Raw genomic sequence first — 16,681 nt, 5'->3', positions numbered from 1 at the left:
CCTCTCTTTTCTAACTTTCATCTTAACCATTATCAGGCATTAAGTGCTGCTGATCGCAAGTTAGCTGTTTTCGACACAGTAGCACTGGCGGCCAGCGGCTTTAGCTTCATATAGCGCATTATCTGCACGTTGGTAAAGACTATCTTCAGTATCATGATGTCGCCATTGCGCCACGCCCATACTGGTTTTCACTTGATACTTTTCTAAATATTGATGAGTAGAGATGGCATCTAAGATCCGCTGACACAAAATGCTAGCGGCCTCAACGTTGGCTTGAACCAATATGGTAAATTCATCGCCACCTATTCGAAATGCCTGGTCACTGTTTCTGATGGTTGTATTTAGCATCTGTGCAAACTCAACTAAGGCGCTATCGCCTAACTGATGGCCAAAGTCATCATTGAGCTGTTTAAAATTATCTAAATCTAGGGTAATTAATGAAAACTCATCACTATTGCGCTCGGCTCGAGCGAGCTCTTTTTTTAATGACTCTTGATAGTAATGGCGGTTACCTAAGTTTGTTAGCGCATCATACATGGCCTGTAGAGACATCTCTTTAAATTGAATCGCATTAAACAACGGTTGTAAAACGAGCTGCTGGATCTGGTTCAACTTCTGGGTTTGAGACGGCACTAAAGGGGCTTTTAGATTATAGTTAACGATGACTTGGCAGTCGGCTAAGGTCAACTTTTGCTCAATGGCGTAACCATTTTGCTGACCCCAATGGAACTGATAGTCCTTATAGGCTAAGCGAACACCATAAAGCGGCAAATGTTGCCCCATTATTTTGCCGAAGCAGGCAAAGACTGTCCTAGGATCTAAATGTTGATGCAGTTGCTGGATGATAGCAACAAGATCAACCTCCACTGGCATAGAGTTATTTACCCCAGTAGGTTTTCGATAAAGATCAACCTCCATTGGCATAGAGTTATTTACCCCAGTAGGTTTTCGATAAAGATCAATCTCCACTGGCATAGACATAGTTACCACAGTAGGTTTTCGATATTCAATAGGGGAAGACTCGGTTACTAGCCCAAATTCCATTGGTATTGACTCCCAGTTTTCTAACAGTGTTGCGCTAACGCAAAGTTAATGCTCTTAGATATACCAAGCAAAAACTGTGCCTAGTGCTAAGGGAATTATATTTGTCTTTATTTGTCATTCAGTTACTCTCTAGATAAGTGAATGGAATATATTGGTGTCGGCATTTTGACGAATGTCTTCGGGTTAAGGAGTACACCGCACAGATGGAACATAGCTTTCTCATTCAAATGCTACTGATGTTGGTCATTGCAATTGTTTCTATTGCAATACTACGACGTGCAGGTTTACCAGCGATCTTAGCTTACTTAGTGACAGGGGTAATTAGCGGTCCAAGTGGTTTTCACTGGTTTACCCAACAGCAAATGCAGTCAGTTGCTGAGCTCGGTGTCGTGTTACTGATGTTTAGTTTAGGGCTCGAGTTTTCTTTGCCTAGGCTATGGGCAATGCGCCGTACTGTATTTGGTTTAGGTAGTGCGCAAGTCGTTGTAACGACTGTGTTAAGCATGGGAATCGCACTGCTATGTAATCTCAGTGTGACCGAGTCAGTCGTCGTAGGCTCTGCGATAGCGCTTTCTTCTACGGCGATAGTACTTAAGTTATTGAATGAGCAAGGATGGATGAGGCGCCGCCATGGCGAGCTTTCGGTCAGTGTGCTGTTATTTCAAGATATCGCCGTTGTCCCTTTACTTATTTTGTTACCTATTTTAGCCAGTGATGGCGCGCCGTTACTGTGGACTGATGTGGTTTTTGCCTTACTAAAAGGTAGCCTCGCATTTATTGCACTGATGGCATTTGGCAAGTGGGCCTTGCCTAAGCTGTTTGATGAGGTTGCCCGTTCACGTTCAAATGAACTATTTGTACTGTCAACGTTAGTGGTCGCCTTAGTCACCGGAGCGATTACTCAGTGGTTAGGCTTATCGATGGCATTGGGCGCCTTTATGGCAGGTATGTTACTTGGAGAAAGCCAGTATCGGCGTCAGCTAGAAGCCGATATTCGCCCCTTTAGGGACTTATTAATGGGGCTGTTTTTTATCTCCATCGGTATGCTGTTAGACTTCCAATTGGTTGCCCAGTTCTGGTGGCAAATCATCTTTATCCTTATCGCTGTGATTTTAGGTAAAGCCTTAGTGATTTTCTCTTTATTGAAAGTGGCTAAAGAGTCTTTTCGCTCATCAGTTGCGACGGCCCTGAGTTTGGCGCAGGTGGGAGAATTCAGTTTTGTCGTGTTGGCCTTAGCGGTCAATTATCAACTGCTAGATAATAAAACAAGTACGACCTTAGTGATGGTGGCAGTGCTATCGATGGCACTAGCGCCTTGGCTGGTTAGGCATAGTGTCGATATTGCAAGAATGCTGCAAGGACTCAAGCCTAAGGCTGATAATAATGAGTCTTTGAATGTACAAGTCGATGCCAAAGGCGATCTGGTGCTCATTTTAGGTTATGGACGAGTAGGGCAAACCATTGCTAGGTTTATGAAAACTGAAGCTATCCCATACTTAGTGCTGGATCTCGACCCGAAAAGAGTCTCTGAGGCCAGAACCGCTGGAGAGCCTGTCTATTTTGGTGATGTGTGTAAGAGAAGTATCTTAAAGCAGGCAAAGGTGCGTGAAGCTAAGTTAATCGTAATCACTTTTAGTAGTGAGCGGATCCTCCAAGAGGTGTTGCCGTTATGTCGTCAATTAGCACCCGAGGCTAAGATTTTGGTGCGTACTCGTGACGATACCGGGATGGAGGAGTTGGAGGAAGCAGGAGCAAGTCAGGTTATTCCTGAGACGCTTGAAGGTAGTTTGATGTTAGTATCTCAAGTGCTATATCAATGTGGTGTGCCGCTAGCAAGAATATTGAAACGCCTGGAATCTGAGCGGCGAAATCACTACCAATATTTACATGGTTTTTTCTCCGGAGCTGAAACCGATTTGACCCTTGAGCTATTGCATGCTGTTGCTCTGCCTAAAGGGGCGAATGCGGTTGGACTGACCCTAGGTGAGATCCCGTGGGAGAAGTTAAGAGTTGAAGTGCGAGCGGTGCGAAGAGCAGGCGCTGAGGTTGAGGATCCTAAATCCGATTGGCAGATTATGTCTGGCGATATCCTGATCTTACTTGGCAAGCCAAGACGCATGGAAAAAGCCGAGATCTTTTTATTGCAAGGCTAAGCCACTCTTTTACTCTCAATGGGTCACGTTTAGCTATAGTTAACCGTTATAAAGTAGATTTAGCCCACCATCTCGTTGCAGCATATTTAAGTAAAAGCTGCGGGCTCCCTGGAGTGACATTGTGCATTACCTCATTTTTATCCTGTTGGCACCGATCTTATTATTACAGGGGCGTATCGTTAAGAGAAATACCCCAAAACTGCCGGAAGCTGCAGGGCCCCGGCAAGGTTCTGTGGGGGACGGCGCGGGATTATCGGTACTCATTTTAGGTGACAGCGCCGCAGCTGGAGTTGGCGTTGCTAGCCAGCAGCAAGCATTAACGGGCGTGGTGGTAAATACGCTTGCCCAGCGGTACCAAGTTGATTGGCGTTTACTGGCAAAGTCTGGTCATAATACCGCCCAGACCATTGAGATGTTACAACAAGAGTTGGTAGTGCAACAAACCATGCATTTTGAGGCCGTAGTGGTATCGCTTGGAGTGAACGATGTTTTAAGCCCGTTAACCGTTAACCAATGGATAAGCCAGCAACAAGCCTTAGTTGAGTTAGTCACTGAAAAGCTGGGCTGTCAGCGTTTGATATTGACTCGAGTGCCACCCATGGGGGATTTTCCGGTATTGCCGCAGCCACTGCGCTGGTTTCTTGGTCAGCGTAGCCAAGCCTTTAACCGTCAACTACAACGCTACGCCCTGCAAGAGCCAAAATTCACCTTGTTGGAATTTGGTCATCAACTCAATAGTGATGCGATGGCAACAGATGGCTTTCATCCTGGTGCATTAATATATCAAGATTGGGGGAAGAGCGTGGCGAGCGCTCTGTTGGCTGATAAGCCTTAGTTTATTGAATATTAAAAAATTGTTTTATCTCATCAATCTGGCACATAGCGTCTTCATAACCTAATTCGATTAATGCACTGCAATAGCCTTGCTCAAACAATAGATATGACACAATACTTGAGTCGGAGTGTTCGTTTATCCCCAGTATTTTTAGCATGGTTTTAATCGCAAAAGGCATATCCTGAAAGTAGCGTGATGCCATTGCGCTTAAATCCTCACTGGGTTTAATCACTAATGTTTCGATGGTTTTTAGTGCTAGTTGATCACGGCTCTGTTCGGGGACCAGATTTAGCGTGGTATTAATTCGCTGTAACCTTTCAAGATCGCTGTTTAGCGTATCAGAGAAGATAGTATCGAGTAAGTGACCAGCAATCGTTGCCGTCTTTGGGGGATGCTCTAACTCTTTTGATTGAACTTTATGTGGACTTTCAAGGTTAATCACCATGATCTTATCTGCGCCAAGGTGTATTGGACTACTCAACGGCGCCAGCTGGTGTACCGAGCCATCGCCATAATATTCTTGATTTAATCTTATCGAAGGAAACACCATAGGTATGGCCGAGCTGGCTAATAGATGATCAGTATTGAGACGAGTACGTACGCCATGACGTCTTGCCCTGTGCCAGTTATTGATATGGGCATTAGCCTGGAAAAATGTCACTGAGCGTGAGTTGTTATAACAGGAAGTATCTAGGCTAACAGCTTCAAGTGCTCCGCTGTTGATATTACGGTCGATGCGTTCAAAGCTGATGAGATCGTTAAGCAGGCCTCGTAACGGCTCACTATTAAATAGGCTACCAGCTGAGTTTGATACCCCGTCGCTTTGCAGGCCTTTTAGCGCCATCTTACTTAAATGTTTCATTACCCCACCAATGGAGGCTTGGTAGACTTTACGGGCATGAACATGACGCCAAACCCATTCAAGCTTACGCACCCCCAAATGAAAACAGGAGGCATGGGTTGCTATTGATGTCGCGTTGATTGCGCCAGCAGACGTACCACAGATGATCTTAAACGGGATCCCGTGATTACGTGGATAAAACTGTACAATCGCTTTGAGAACCCCGATTTGATAGGCCGCTCGCGCGCCGCCGCCACCAAGGACTAATGCTATTTTATCTGGCAAGTCGACGTTCCTTATCGGTTGAAAATTAAAACATATTCAAAACACATGGCCTAAATTTAGAATATGTGACTCTGGAGTGTTCTTCAAGTAACAAGTGAAAACAAAGATAAAAAACAAGCTGTCATATGCATGGAGATTCAGTGATGGGGATATTTATATTTTTAGCATAAAAAAACGCCGATGATATCATCGGCGTTTTTATTGATTTACTTAGCGATTAAGGTTCGCGATTAAGCTTGTTGCGCTTTTAAGAACTCAACGATTTCGTCTAGTGGGATATCTTGCTTCTCACCAGTACGACGGTTCTTGTATTCGAACATGCCGTTATCAATATTACGATCGCCAATAACCACAACGTGTGGAATACCGATAAGCTCCATATCAGCAAACATTACGCCAGGACGCTCTTTACGGTCGTCGAACATGACTTCCATGCCAGCATCGTTTAGGTCTTGATATAGTTGCTCGGCGATATCTTTAACGCGATGCGACTTGTGCATGTTCATTGGCAAGATGCCCACAGTGAACGGTGCAATCGCTTCAGGCCAGATAATACCGCGGTCATCGTTGTTTTGCTCAATTGCAGCAGCAACCATACGACTTACGCCCACACCGTAACAACCCATAAGTAGAGTCTGTGACTTACCATTTTGGTCAAGTACGTTAGCATTCATCGCTTCAGAGTAGTTAGTACCTAACTGGAAGATATGACCCACTTCGATACCGCGAAGTAGTGCAATAGTACCTTTACCACATGGGCTAGGCTCGCCTTCGATGATGTTACGTAAGTCGAATGCGGCAACTTCTGGTAAATCACGCTCCCAGTTGATGCCGAAGTAGTGCTTGCCATCTTGGTTTGCACCCGCGCCAAAGTCGCTCATGATGCTAACACTGTGATCAACAAATACAGGCATATTTAGGCCAACAGGACCGATAGAACCAGTACCAGCGCCAACAGCATCACGGATAGCGGCTTCATCTGCAAACTCAAATGGCGCTAATACCGCATCAAGTTTTTCAGCTTTAACTTCGTTTAGCTCGTGGTCGCCACGAATAACGATAGCCACTAATGGCGCTTCTTCAGTTGCACCCTTAACGATTAATGTCTTAACTGTTTTCTCAATCGCAATGCCGTGTTGCTCAACAAGCTCTGCAATGGTTTTTGCGTTTGGCGTGTCAACTAATGTCATCTCGCTAGTAGCTGCTTGACGCGTGTCAGTCGGCAGTGGCGCTTCACATTTTTCAATGTTAGCAGCGTAATCGCTTTCTGTTGAGTAAGCGATTAAGTCTTCACCGCTGTTAGCTAATACGTGGAACTCGTGTGACATGCTGCCACCGATAGAACCTGTGTCAGCCATTACTGGACGGAAGGCTAGGCCTAAACGAGTCAGAATGTTGCTATAGGCTTGGAACATCGCCTCGTAGGTTTCATCCATCGTTTCTTGATCGATATGGAAAGAGTAAGCATCTTTCATCAAGAATTCACGTGAACGCATTACACCAAAACGTGGACGAACTTCGTCACGGAACTTGGTTTGAATTTGGTATAGGTTAAGTGGTAACTGCTTGTATGAGTTAACCTCTTTACGCACGATGTCTGTGATCACTTCTTCGTGAGTTGGACCCAGTACGAAGTCACGGTTGTGGCGGTCTTGGAAACGAAGTAGTTCAGGACCAAACTTTTCAAAACGACCCGTTTCAACCCAAAGATCGGCAGGTTGAACCATAGGCATAAGGATCTCAACTGAGCCCGCTTTGTTCATTTCTTCACGAACAATCGCTTCGATTTTACGTAGTACACGTAAACCTGTCGGCAACCAGCTGTATAAGCCAGATGCGTTACGACGGATCATACCCGCACGTAACATTAACTGATGACTAACCACTTCTGCATTAGCAGGCGTTTCTTTTTGAGTTGATAGCAGGTACTTGCTTACGCGCATTACCGGTGTCCAAATTTGAGTTGAATGGGCGCTATTTTATCACTTGTAGTGCTTCTGTCACCTATGGATTTTGCGATTCGAGTGATTTATTTACTTTGAGCATAGGTTTTTGCGCTAAGCGATGCAGGTTATACTCCTTTGCTTTGACGATGATGAGTGACAAGTTGAGTGAATACTTTAAGTTAGCAGTTGAGTTATAGGAAAAAACCTAATCCTGTTATCCATGAGCAAACTCGTGTTTTATTGTAGGATTATGCCTACATCTTGATGCGTACAAGTTCAGATTGATGTTAGCTTATGACACAGAAAAATTGTTTATAACAAGGTGAGCCAATATGGCGTTACATTATCAAACATCAAGATTGGAGGTTTCGGAATTATTTTCTGAGATAGCGCCAGCTGAATTATCGCCATTGCTGGTTCGAGTCACTGAGCTGTTAACACCTGCCGTCGTTGAAAACTTGCCGCCACATTTTCAGCACATCGATTCACTTTCTGACGCCAGAAAATGGTTTAAACGTATGGTAGTGGAGAGTCGTCTTTTTGTCGTCAAACATACAGAAGCGAATGTTATTATTGGTTTTATGTTTGCGTTTATAGGAAGTAAACGTGACGCCCATATTGGTTACCTGCTAGGTGAGCCGTATTGGGGACAAGGGGTGGCGACCGAATTGCTCCAAGGCTTTATTGATATTTCAATTCAAGGTCAAAGTTGGGATTACTTGATTGCAGGTGTCAGCCAGAGCAATAAGGCTTCTGCAAAGCTATTGCTTAGACTGGGGTTTGTTGAGCAACCTTGTGTAAATGGACCCGTTGTTTTCTTCCGATACCTATTATCTCAACCTCGACTTTGAGAGCGACTGTAAAATAATGGAATTGATATTTTTACCGCTACTGATAGTGCTTGTTAAGTACAAGCAGTACGCACGTGCAGAGTGGTTGTTTACACTGTTCTTTCTTGTTTATGCACTGGCATTGACCACATTAACGTTACCGCCAAATTCAAGGTTGGGCAGTTTTTATATCGGTATTCCTTCTATATCGTATCTTTTTTATATTTACCCTGACATTCAAACTCAATATCCAACCTCGGTGATCCGAGTATTGAGTACGTTGGGGGTGTGCACGGCATTTATTGCGTTGCTCGTTTTTTTCAACTGATTGCTTTCGTATTATGCTCTTTGGCAATGCTCAGCCTTTAGCCCTGTGGCCAGTTAGCTGTTTACCTTCTCTATTATTTATTCTCTCCTCAATCTCGCATGAAGTCCTTGGGTAGATTAGTGTTTTGTTATGTGTAACTATCTATATGTTTTTAAATTAATATTTTAACTTAAAAGAATAAAGCTGATGTAGGTCTTTTGGTCGATAGGTTCATATCAAGGATGTTGTCATATTAGCTAAATTGGCTCATTTAAAGGATTGAAAATGAAGCGATTTTTATGTGTGTTATTTGGCCTGTTGTGGTTAAGTTGGCTTTTTGCGGAGCAACCGTTAGCATCGACGAATGAGGCTAAGCACTCATCACCAACGACTTTAGAAGCACTCAAAGCCGCGATTGTCGACATTGTTGAAACAGAGGAACTGCCTGCCGTTGCTATTGCGATGGTTAACCAAGAGGGGCCGGTTTGGATTGAGGCAATAGGCTTGGCTAATATCGCCAATAACCAACCTGCCGATAGGCAAACCCTGTTCCGGATTGGCTCGACCTCTAAAATGTTTGTTTCTTTATCAATATTGAAACTTGTAGAGCAGGGTAAGTTATCTCTTGACGATAAACTTGCCGATCTTGCACCAGAAATAGCCTATACCAATCAGTGGGAAGCGTCAGACCCTATTCGTATTGTTCACCTCTTGGAGCACACCACCGGCTGGGATGATATTCATATCGTCGAGTATGCCCATAACGACCCTTCGCCAGCAACGCTCAAACAAGGTCTAGATTATCATCCTCATTCCCGCGTTTCACGTTGGAAGCCTGGTAGTAGAATGGCTTACTGCAATGCCGGACCTCCTGTTGCCGCGTATATCGTCGAAAAGGTCACTGGGCAAGTATTTGAAGATTACGTTGCCGAAAACTTTTTCATTCCTATGGGGATGGAGACCATGAGCTATTTCCAGTCTGATGATGTTAAAGCCAAAGGTGCGACACTTTATTCTAAGGGGAAAGAAGAGGCATATTGGCACATTATTATGCGGCCATCGGGCTCAATAAATGCCTCAGCTAATGATATGGCAAAGTTTCTGTCTTTTCTGGTGAATAGAGGACGTACTGTTGAGCAGCCATTGATTTCTGAAGCTTCATTTGCGCGCATGGAGCAAGTTAAGTCAACACCTGCGGCACAAGCTGGTCAAACGGCGGGTTACGGACTTAGCAATTACTCAACCCCTTACAAACAATGGATCTACCAAGGTCATGACGGTGGGGTTAACGGCGGAATAACCAAGCTTGAATATTTACTCGAAGCGGGCGTGGGTCATGTTGTGATGATTAACTCTGATGACGCGCAGTCGGTAAAGAAAATTACTGATCTCATCCGTGAATTTGAAACTAAAGAGCTTACAGAAAAAAGTATCACAGCCACACAAGCTGTGACTGACTCAATGAAAGCGTTGCAAGGATATTATTATCCAATTAATTCACGCATGGCGATGACCGAGTTTCTTGAGCGGGTATTGAATATCTACCAATTTACATTTAAGGGGGGAAAACTCATTCGAACAAATTTATTAGGTGGTGTACCTAAGGAATATTTTCCAGTTTCTGAGACATTGTTTCAGTCAGCAGAAACCGGTGAAATGAACCTATCATTTGTTGAAGATCCATTGGTAGGGCCGGTTTTTCATTCTGACTCATCGGTATATCGCTCCGTCAGTGCCGTGATAGTCTTTGGCCAGTTTACAATATTAGCCCTCTGGTTGATTATCAACGTGACAGGCCTGCTGTATTTATTGGTGTGGGGAGTGCGTATCATTATGGGCGCTGACATTAAAGGTAATGCATTAATGATCCGAGTATGGCCTTTACTCGCAACATTGTCGGTCTTATGTTTTGTGTTTATGTTCCAACTTGGTGGTGTCGACCCTTTCAGGTTATTGGGTAACATAACCTATGTGTCCATAGGCTTAATGCTATCAAGTATAGCCTTGTTAATCTTTACGTTTTTAGGTTGTTATGTGGCCATAAAAGCGAAGGCGAGTGAGATGAATAAGGTGAACTACTGGTATTGCACCATTGCCTCTTTTACACACTTGTTGGTGGTCAGTTATTTAGCTTGGTTTGGCATAATAGGATTACAAACCTGGGCTTAGGTTCTGGTTTAACTTTAACGGTATATCGATAAAAGAAAGCCACTAAAAGTTAGTGGCTTTTTAAGATAACGAGGTTATTGGGTTCTATAGAGGATAGAGATCTCTGTTCTCTATCCTCAACCATTGCTATTAGCTTGAAGTTTCGTTGTCATCAAGCATTTTTACGCCTGGTGGCAATGGATTATTTTTACGCATTACGTGGTATATCCAAAATGGCAAAACAAGGGTAATAGCAAAGCTCACAACCAGAATCGTCATATACTCAGTTGCAGCAGCTCCTCCGCCAACTTGTGCCGGTGGAATAAATGAGATTGCAAGAGCAACAATGGATATAACTAATCCACTGATAGCGACGAACATCTTAACGCCTTTTCCTCCAGGAATTTCAAAGGCGCGAGGCAGGTTTGAATAACTTAGCACGACCTTCATATAGGCGAGGAAGAAGATAATATAGCCGACAACGTATATCACTACCGTTAGCGATATTGCGGTAAAGAAGGAAACGTTAGCGCCACCCCCACCAAATGTCAGTACCGCCGCCCATATTGAAACAATCGCACCTTGTAGAAGTAAAAAGTTAACTGGCACACCTTCAGCATTTGTGGCAGAGAGTTTAGCGGGGAGTAAGCCTTTTTTCCCTGCTTCTAACATACCCCATGATGGGCCAACTACCCAGGCCGATACTTCAGCGACTACGCCAAGTGCAATTAACACCGCAATCACTCGAATTGCCCAATCCATATCATGAGTGAAATAGTGAAATAACCCTTCGAATCCTTGGATTACTCCAATTGACAGCCCAAGTTCTTTCTCAGGTACGACAGCACCAATCGCAACGCCACCGATGGCATTTAGCACAATGGCTAATATCACCAGCATGATAATAGCGATAGGGTAATCTCTTTTTACGTTTTTCATTTCGTTGGCGTGGGTCGCCGATGCCTCAATACCCGCATAGGCAAGGATAAATGACACAAATACAACCAAGGTATTGAGTTGGGTGAAGTCTGGTAATAAGGCTTCAGTGGTGATCGGCATATCACTGATACCACCAGTGACAAAAAATGCAATCGAGAGACTAAATAGGATACAGGCTGGAATGAGAATACCGAGCAAGAAACCGACTTTGGAGATCATTGCTGTGTACTTGGTTCCGCCTAATTGAGATAAAGTGAGTCCCCAAAAAATAACCATTACCCCGATAAACTTTATCGTACTATTATCATTGAGTGCAGCCCAGTCAAATACATAGGACAGCGCGCCTAAAATGAAATAAATCATGGTGACAAAACCAACGGTGATTTGGAACCATTGGAAAAAGATATTAGCAAAGCCCCATCGTTCTCCTAATGCATGTCCAGACCAAGTGAATACCCCCCCTTTGTCCCAACCTTCGACAGTTGCCATTTCAGCAGCGCATAAAGCGACAGGTAAAAACCAAAAGACACCCGCGACAACCAAATAGAAAACCAGTGATATGCCCGATGAAGCAAAGGTCGGGTATTCATATACGGTCATAACCATGGTGGCGGTTAGAGCAAAAAATCCAAATAGGCTCATATGCCTAGCTGTACTTGTTGGCGCATTTTGTTGTTTCATTAAATGGACTCCCAGGTTAGTACACATCTTATATATTTATTTAAAAAGTAAAGTGCGGAAAACTTAGATTTGAGATATTGGATATCTTTGAAGGTTAAATTTTATGCAATTGCAGTTAGCTGGATTTTGAGTATGGGGTGACATAGTTATAACTCTCAATTGGTCAAGGGCTTACATTATTACTATTGAAGATAGAACAAATATTGCAATACCACCGTTTTAAATTGAATTTATTCAAGAAAATGACAAAATTAGTTTAAAAGAGCGCGCGTAACGCGGAGCAATGCAGCCAGCGCGGTGCGCAAGCATAAGGTTTTACTTTGCATATCCCCAGGGTTTTAGCTGGACAATCCTACATAATTACATAATTGCAAACGGTTTTAGAGGTGACTGCTTTTATACCAATGACGACTGGGTTAGCGTCGCCACGCCGTGTATTACGGCTCGTTTATGTGCGTGTTTTCTCAATGTAGCTCAGGAAAATTTGTGGTTGTAAAAAAGTGTAAACCGATACTGAAAGAGTGTTTTTGGCTGCCTACTTCTGCGCTAAATAGGTTCTGAAAGGAACAACCACTATCTCATCTATTCGCCTTGAATTAGAGTGTCAAAAAACGCTCTGAGTCGATCAACTTCTTATACTGATTGGCATAACAGAACTGCAGAGATGTAGCCAATAACCTAGCGGTTAATATCGAGTGCTACTATTTAACGACCAGAACAGGACATTTAGCCTGATTTGCAATAGTTTCAGCGACGTTGGAGTTTAATAGGTGAGATAACCCCGTATAGCCGTGGCTGGCGATGACAATCATTCCGACTCTTTGTGCTTCAGCTTCCGCTAAAATTTGCTTAACTACATCCCCCGTGCGGATTTTGCTATTTACCCTCAAGCCTTTTGGGAGCATTTCACGTACTTCAGCCACTATCTGTTTCATCTTATCATTGGCATAGGGTTCAGGGTCTATGAGTTGCTCTGCGGGGCTGTTTATCACAATGCCGAAATCTGGTGCGATATAAGGTAGGCCTATTACATTTAATAACTGAATATTTACCCTATATAAGTTTGCCATTTCGACGGCATATCCTAGTGCGTGATTAGCCGTTTCTGAAAAGTCTATCGGGCACAAAATATCTCGAGTGCGCATCGCATCCTCCTATTTACATGGTTACTCAATAAATATAGGTGGTTAAATATCACAGCTCAAATGTGCTTTATACCAAGGCCAAAATATGTTTCGTGATTAGGGGAATCATTTTCAAGGGATGATCTTAATTCCAAGCACATTAAATAAGTGATTGCTCAGCAGGAAGTCAAAGCCCTGTAGGCTAGTTTTTATGTTGTAGTTGCACTGAAACGGCTAGCGCTTATCTCGCCTATCACCAATCACTCGTGCTGGATTTCCTGCCACAATTGCATAATCAGCCACATCTTTAGTGACAATAGCGCCCATACCAATGACAGCATGATTGCCAATCGTGACGCCATCGACAATACCCGCTTGAGCGCCAATCCAGACATCTTCACCTATCACCACGCCTTTAGAGTTAGATGGCTGTTGATAGATAGGCATATCGGACGCCATGCCGTGATTAAAGGCGTAAATAGTCACGTTATTGGCGATACGGGTTTGATGACCAATAGTAATACCATGGCGGCCACCATCCAGTGAGCAGCCGTGATTAATCGCGACCTCATTGCCGAGGCTAATGGGGCCATGTAAGAAGCTGTCGGCAGCAATCATACATTGCTCACCGATAGTGATATTGCGACCAGGCTCGGCAAACAGGTTCGCTTCTGGCGCGATGAAACAGCGCTCGCCAATAGAGACGGTTTCAACTGCACAAAAATGGGCTTGTACATCATCTTGCCAAGGTTTTGCCCATTCTAGGTGCTTCTCTTTTAATGAGAAATAAAGCCATGGCATATAAGACAGGCGCTTTTTATGCTGAGTTTGATAATCAGGCTTATGTTGTGCTGCTGGTGGCGGATTCATATGGCTATCTAGCTTTGATGAGCTGACTGAGTTGCCGGTGGCTGGGTTTTGCCCACCGTAGAGGCTCTAAGTTCAGTGACTTCAATCCCGGTATCGGTTATCACCCATAAGATATCTAAGTCATATAGCGCGACTTGATACAGCTTAGGATCGGCTTTAGATTTTTTATAGGCAGGGCGGGGATCTTGTGCCAGTACACCTTCAATCAATTCTGCAAGGTGCGGGTAAGCTGGATTTTGCTGATATAGCTCAAGTTGTTTTAGTGCTTGCTCGGTAAAGTTCACCTTGGCTAAAACTGGCGCTTCCTGGGCAATTCCCCCTTGAGCATTGTCGATTGAGTCAGAAAAGGGAATATAGGGCTTAATATCAATAATCGGCGTGCCATCAAGCAAGTCCATGCCCGAGATCTCAAGGCTAACTTTGCCGTTATTAGTATGCACAGCATGGAGCTTAACCACTGACTGGCCAATACCGTTAGGTCTGAAGGTAGAGCGCGTGGCAAATACGCCAAGCTTTTCATTACCACCGAGTCTTGGAGGGCGCACCGTTGTTTTCCAGCCGGCAGCGAGGTTTTCATGAAAACAAAATAGCAGCCATAAATGAGAGTATTGTTCCAATCCTCTCACTGCATCAATTTGATTAAAAGGTGGAGCTAATTCAACAAAACCGCGGGCGGCACTCACTAAACCTGGCTGCCTAGGTATGCCAAATTTTTGTTTATAGGGAGTGCGGCAAAAAGCCACTGCTTGGATCTGGCTGGTAAAAGACATTAAGGTTACTTCTAAAATGAGTAAATAAAATTATTGAGTGTCACTTTTGGTGACAATTGCTTGGCCAACGCAAATCGCGCGGCTAACACAGTTCTGGCTTGCTTCTTTAATCAACAAACATTTTTTTATCACTAGCCCGTTAGCTTGCTTGTCTGCAGCTGCTCGGCGAGCCAGCGTACGAGCTTCAACGATTGAGGCTGGTGCATCATTGTTTGATATTTGGCAGGTTTCACCTTCGACCATACCTTTAATCTCAAAAGGGCCTACAGGTTGCAGTGTACCTTCATAAACCGTCACGTCCGATGCTTTAAAGTAGTCATTAATTGCATCGCTGTCCAAATTGCTGTTAAAGGTATATTCACCGGCACAGCCGCTCAGCAAAAGGATAAAAGCAGAGGGTAATAAATATTTCATGGTGGCGGGCCTGTCTTATTATTGAGGTTAAAATGCCGTTGCTCACTCAAGCCATTAATAAAAAAGTGCTCATAAAGAGCACTTTTTCACGATTAAGCTTTCGTTGCGCTATAAGTTTGAAATTCTAGCGCTTTAGATACTTTTGATAAAGCTGTTGATGACGATTATTAAGATCAATTTTTCGGCCATCAATATAAACAGATTCAATACCTGCATGCATAGGATCCAATATATCACCCGTTGCTAAGATTAGATTGGCTTTAAATCCAGGTGCGATAGCCCCCATGTCATTAATATCTAATACTTTTGCAGCATCTAAAGTGATACTTTTAAGCGCATCCTCTTTGGTTAAACCATATGCTGCGGCCTGTCCGGCTGCAAAAGGTAAGTTTCTACTATTCCAGTCAGATGAAAAAGCGAGCGCAAAGGGGACTTGTGCTTGTTTTAACAATGCGGGGATCTTAAAGGCGAGATCAATAGGTTCATCATTGCGTTTAGGCAGTGCTAGGGTTTGATTGTAAACCACCTTAGCATTCACTTCCGCTAAGGCGTCAGCCACTCGCCAGGCATCGTATCCACCGACTATGACGATGTTAAAGTCATAAAGCTTAGCTAAAGCTATCGCCTCTTCAATCTGCTTTTGTGACTGCGCATGAATAAATAGTTGTGCATTACCTTCGTATAAAGGAGCAAGCGCCTGCCACCTAAGGTCAATCGTATTGACCTTGTCGGCTTTATCAGCGAGTTGATAGCGCTTGCCATCGGCAAAAGCACTGTAGACGGTATCGAGTCTACGCTTGAGATCCGCTAACTGTTCTTTACGCTTATCCGCCTCTTTTGATAACCAGCGAACATGTGGCCAGTAAAGGTGAAACTGCTTATTTGATTCAACTAAGGCATCCTCAATGGTCCAGCTGTCCATTGACACCAATGCCGACTGACCAGCTAAACCGTCGCCTTGTGGCACGACTTGGGCGTGAGTAATGCCGTTAACGCGCACCGTGGGGATAATCTCAGAATCCGGATTAAATGCGCTAATCGCTTCTAATTGCGGATTGATATAACCCACTTCATAGGCATCATTACTGGGACGCATCATTTCAACTTCAATTAATCCCATGGTGGTATCTAGGGCGATGAGTCCTGGATACAGATGCTTACCGCTGGCATCGATAATTTCGGCGCCAACAAGCAGCAGTGAGTGATCTGGGCTTGCTCCTGCGTCTAATGTTGAATTTAATGGTGCATTGGATGAGGCATTGCCAGCGGGCTCTGCAACGTTCGTTTTGGCCGCATCTAAATCTTGCCCGACGGCAATGACTTTACCATCAGCAATCAGCACGTCGCTGTCTTGCATTACGCCATGAGTGACAGTGTGCACCGTTGCGTTAGTAAACAGTATGGTCTGGCTTTGTGCCTTTGCCGGTAGCATGTCATGGGCGTTTGCCATAAAACAAAAAGGCAGGCTTAGCAGGGCTGCGGCCTGCATAAAAA

At 44.0% G+C, this 16,681-nt stretch carries 14 protein-coding genes; 5 read left to right on the top strand and 9 right to left on the bottom strand.

Annotated elements, in window-relative coordinates; genetic code table 11:
* Positions 1-60 precede the first annotated feature (60 nt).
* The gene (gene dgcS / locus ACVBIU_RS09335) at positions 61-1,044 is read right to left on the bottom strand and encodes a diguanylate cyclase DgcS (protein WP_447163609.1); all 984 of its coding nucleotides are present in this window, start codon (positions 1,042-1,044) and stop codon (positions 61-63) included.
* 203 nt (positions 1,045-1,247) lie between these two features.
* Here dgcS and ACVBIU_RS09330 point away from each other — a divergent pair, with 203 nt between their 5' ends.
* Positions 1,248-3,197, top strand: coding sequence for a monovalent cation:proton antiporter-2 (CPA2) family protein (locus tag ACVBIU_RS09330; protein ID WP_447160579.1), 1,950 nt, complete (start codon positions 1,248-1,250; stop codon positions 3,195-3,197).
* A 121-nt stretch (positions 3,198-3,318) separates the two neighbouring features.
* Positions 3,319-4,032 carry an SGNH/GDSL hydrolase family protein gene (locus ACVBIU_RS09325; protein ID WP_447160578.1) on the top strand — a complete coding sequence of 238 codons (714 nt, stop codon included), beginning with the start codon at positions 3,319-3,321 and terminating at the stop codon, positions 4,030-4,032.
* A 1-nt stretch (position 4,033) separates the two neighbouring features.
* Here the strand turns inward: ACVBIU_RS09325 and ACVBIU_RS09320 are convergent, their stop codons facing one another.
* Positions 4,034-5,158, bottom strand: coding sequence for a patatin-like phospholipase family protein (locus ACVBIU_RS09320; RefSeq protein WP_447163608.1), 1,125 nt, complete (start codon positions 5,156-5,158; stop codon positions 4,034-4,036).
* Positions 5,159-5,388: 230 nt separating this feature from the next.
* Positions 5,389-7,101, bottom strand: coding sequence for a proline--tRNA ligase (locus ACVBIU_RS09315; RefSeq protein WP_447160576.1), 1,713 nt, complete (start codon positions 7,099-7,101; stop codon positions 5,389-5,391).
* A gap of 335 nt (positions 7,102-7,436) precedes the next feature.
* Between ACVBIU_RS09315 and ACVBIU_RS09310 the strand changes: the two genes are divergently transcribed.
* From ACVBIU_RS09310 to ACVBIU_RS09300, 3 genes are all read left to right on the top strand, one after another.
* The gene (locus ACVBIU_RS09310; RefSeq protein WP_447163607.1) at positions 7,437-7,955 is read left to right on the top strand and encodes a GNAT family N-acetyltransferase; all 519 of its coding nucleotides are present in this window, start codon (positions 7,437-7,439) and stop codon (positions 7,953-7,955) included.
* A gap of 16 nt (positions 7,956-7,971) precedes the next feature.
* Positions 7,972-8,262 (top strand): hypothetical protein, encoded by a 291-nt coding sequence (locus ACVBIU_RS09305; RefSeq protein WP_447160574.1) that lies wholly within the window; start codon positions 7,972-7,974, stop codon positions 8,260-8,262.
* 264 nt (positions 8,263-8,526) lie between these two features.
* The gene (locus tag ACVBIU_RS09300; protein ID WP_447163606.1) at positions 8,527-10,410 is read left to right on the top strand and encodes a serine hydrolase domain-containing protein; all 1,884 of its coding nucleotides are present in this window, start codon (positions 8,527-8,529) and stop codon (positions 10,408-10,410) included.
* A gap of 129 nt (positions 10,411-10,539) precedes the next feature.
* On the opposite strand, the gene ACVBIU_RS09295 is transcribed toward ACVBIU_RS09300, so the two are convergent.
* The 6 genes from ACVBIU_RS09295 to ACVBIU_RS09270 form a co-directional block, all read right to left on the bottom strand.
* A complete protein-coding gene (locus ACVBIU_RS09295) occupies positions 10,540-12,009 on the bottom strand; it encodes an amino acid permease (RefSeq protein WP_447160572.1) in 1,470 nt (489 codons plus the stop codon).
* A gap of 701 nt (positions 12,010-12,710) precedes the next feature.
* Positions 12,711-13,154: a universal stress protein gene (locus ACVBIU_RS09290; RefSeq protein WP_447160571.1), complete on the bottom strand. Its 444-nt coding sequence runs from the start codon at positions 13,152-13,154 to the stop codon at positions 12,711-12,713.
* 213 nt (positions 13,155-13,367) lie between these two features.
* A complete protein-coding gene (locus tag ACVBIU_RS09285; protein ID WP_447160570.1) occupies positions 13,368-14,003 on the bottom strand; it encodes an acyltransferase in 636 nt (211 codons plus the stop codon).
* A gap of 8 nt (positions 14,004-14,011) precedes the next feature.
* Entirely contained in the window at positions 14,012-14,773 is a 762-nt protein-coding gene (tsaA, locus tag ACVBIU_RS09280) for a tRNA (N6-threonylcarbamoyladenosine(37)-N6)-methyltransferase TrmO (protein WP_447160569.1), read from the bottom strand.
* Positions 14,774-14,803: 30 nt separating this feature from the next.
* Positions 14,804-15,187 (bottom strand): Rcs stress response system protein RcsF, encoded by a 384-nt coding sequence (gene rcsF, locus ACVBIU_RS09275; RefSeq protein ID WP_447160568.1) that lies wholly within the window; start codon positions 15,185-15,187, stop codon positions 14,804-14,806.
* A 124-nt stretch (positions 15,188-15,311) separates the two neighbouring features.
* Positions 15,312-16,676, bottom strand: a complete 1,365-nt coding sequence (locus ACVBIU_RS09270; RefSeq protein ID WP_447163645.1) for an amidohydrolase — start codon at positions 16,674-16,676, stop codon at positions 15,312-15,314.
* Between the last annotated feature and the right edge of the window lie 5 nt (positions 16,677-16,681).

It is taken from the genome of Shewanella sp. 30m-14, assembly GCF_052977125.1.
Note: the sequence above shows the minus strand (reverse complement) of the source record. Positions and strands in the feature narration are given on the sequence as shown.

What these genes read in the sequence shown, in the direction of transcription:
- dgcS (WP_447163609.1), bottom strand. Translation starts at nt 1,044, where the DNA reads ATGGAATTTGGGCTAGTAACCGAGTCTTCCCCTATTGAATATCGAAAA.
- ACVBIU_RS09330 (WP_447160579.1), top strand. Translation starts at nt 1,248, where the DNA reads ATGGAACATAGCTTTCTCATTCAAATGCTACTGATGTTGGTCATTGCA.
- ACVBIU_RS09315 (WP_447160576.1), bottom strand. Translation starts at nt 7,101, where the DNA reads ATGCGCGTAAGCAAGTACCTGCTATCAACTCAAAAAGAAACGCCTGCT.
- ACVBIU_RS09310 (WP_447163607.1), top strand. Translation starts at nt 7,437, where the DNA reads ATGGCGTTACATTATCAAACATCAAGATTGGAGGTTTCGGAATTATTT.
- ACVBIU_RS09305 (WP_447160574.1), top strand. Translation starts at nt 7,972, where the DNA reads ATGGAATTGATATTTTTACCGCTACTGATAGTGCTTGTTAAGTACAAG.
- ACVBIU_RS09300 (WP_447163606.1), top strand. Translation starts at nt 8,527, where the DNA reads ATGAAGCGATTTTTATGTGTGTTATTTGGCCTGTTGTGGTTAAGTTGG.
- ACVBIU_RS09295 (WP_447160572.1), bottom strand. Translation starts at nt 12,009, where the DNA reads ATGAAACAACAAAATGCGCCAACAAGTACAGCTAGGCATATGAGCCTA.
- ACVBIU_RS09290 (WP_447160571.1), bottom strand. Translation starts at nt 13,154, where the DNA reads ATGCGCACTCGAGATATTTTGTGCCCGATAGACTTTTCAGAAACGGCT.
- ACVBIU_RS09285 (WP_447160570.1), bottom strand. Translation starts at nt 14,003, where the DNA reads ATGAATCCGCCACCAGCAGCACAACATAAGCCTGATTATCAAACTCAG.
- tsaA (WP_447160569.1), bottom strand. Translation starts at nt 14,773, where the DNA reads ATGTCTTTTACCAGCCAGATCCAAGCAGTGGCTTTTTGCCGCACTCCC.
- rcsF (WP_447160568.1), bottom strand. Translation starts at nt 15,187, where the DNA reads ATGAAATATTTATTACCCTCTGCTTTTATCCTTTTGCTGAGCGGCTGT.
- ACVBIU_RS09270 (WP_447163645.1), bottom strand. Translation starts at nt 16,676, where the DNA reads ATGCAGGCCGCAGCCCTGCTAAGCCTGCCTTTTTGTTTTATGGCAAAC.